Origin of the sequence: Burkholderia sp. SIMBA_051, from assembly GCF_046534915.1 — a bacterium.
Taxonomy (GTDB): Bacteria; Pseudomonadota; Gammaproteobacteria; order Burkholderiales; family Burkholderiaceae; genus Burkholderia; species Burkholderia ambifaria.
Window position 1 is genome coordinate 1 of sequence record NZ_JAWRXS010000053.1, and the last position, 449, is coordinate 449.

At 67.7% G+C, this 449-nt stretch carries 1 protein-coding gene; it reads right to left on the bottom strand.

Features of this window, described 5'->3' with window-relative positions:
* Window positions 1–301 (bottom strand): AAA family ATPase (locus SB771_RS33485; protein ID WP_410721850.1); only part of this gene is annotated, 301 nt, incomplete at its 3' end.
* Between the last annotated feature and the right edge of the window lie 148 nt (window positions 302–449).

Genomic DNA, 449 nt, shown 5'->3' on the forward strand with positions numbered 1-449 from the left:
CGGGCCGTTGACCGGCGGCTTCCGCAAGACGCAACGCCATGATCTGACGCGGATAGTCCCATTCGTATAGCGCGCTGGCCGTGTCGAGCCCTTCATAACATTGCAGCCGCAGCATCGACGTATCGAGCATGCCGGCGGCGGCCTTCGCAAGTTCCGTCTTGCCGACGCCCGGCTCGCCTTCGACGAACAACGGCCGGTCCATACGCAGCGCGAGAAACAACGCCGTCGCAAGCTCGCGGCTCGCGAAGTAGTTTTGAGCGGCGAGTTGCGCGAGGGTGTCGGCGGCTTGTGCGATCGTCAGTCGGCGCGCGACGCATTCGCCGAAACCCGGCTGTGCGTCGCGCCGGTAAAGATCGTAGAGGCCGGGCGCCGCGGCAAGCAGCGTGAACGGCGCGCAATGCGCGGCGGCGCAGGAGCGCGGGCAGCCGCTCAGGTGCACGTCGACGCCC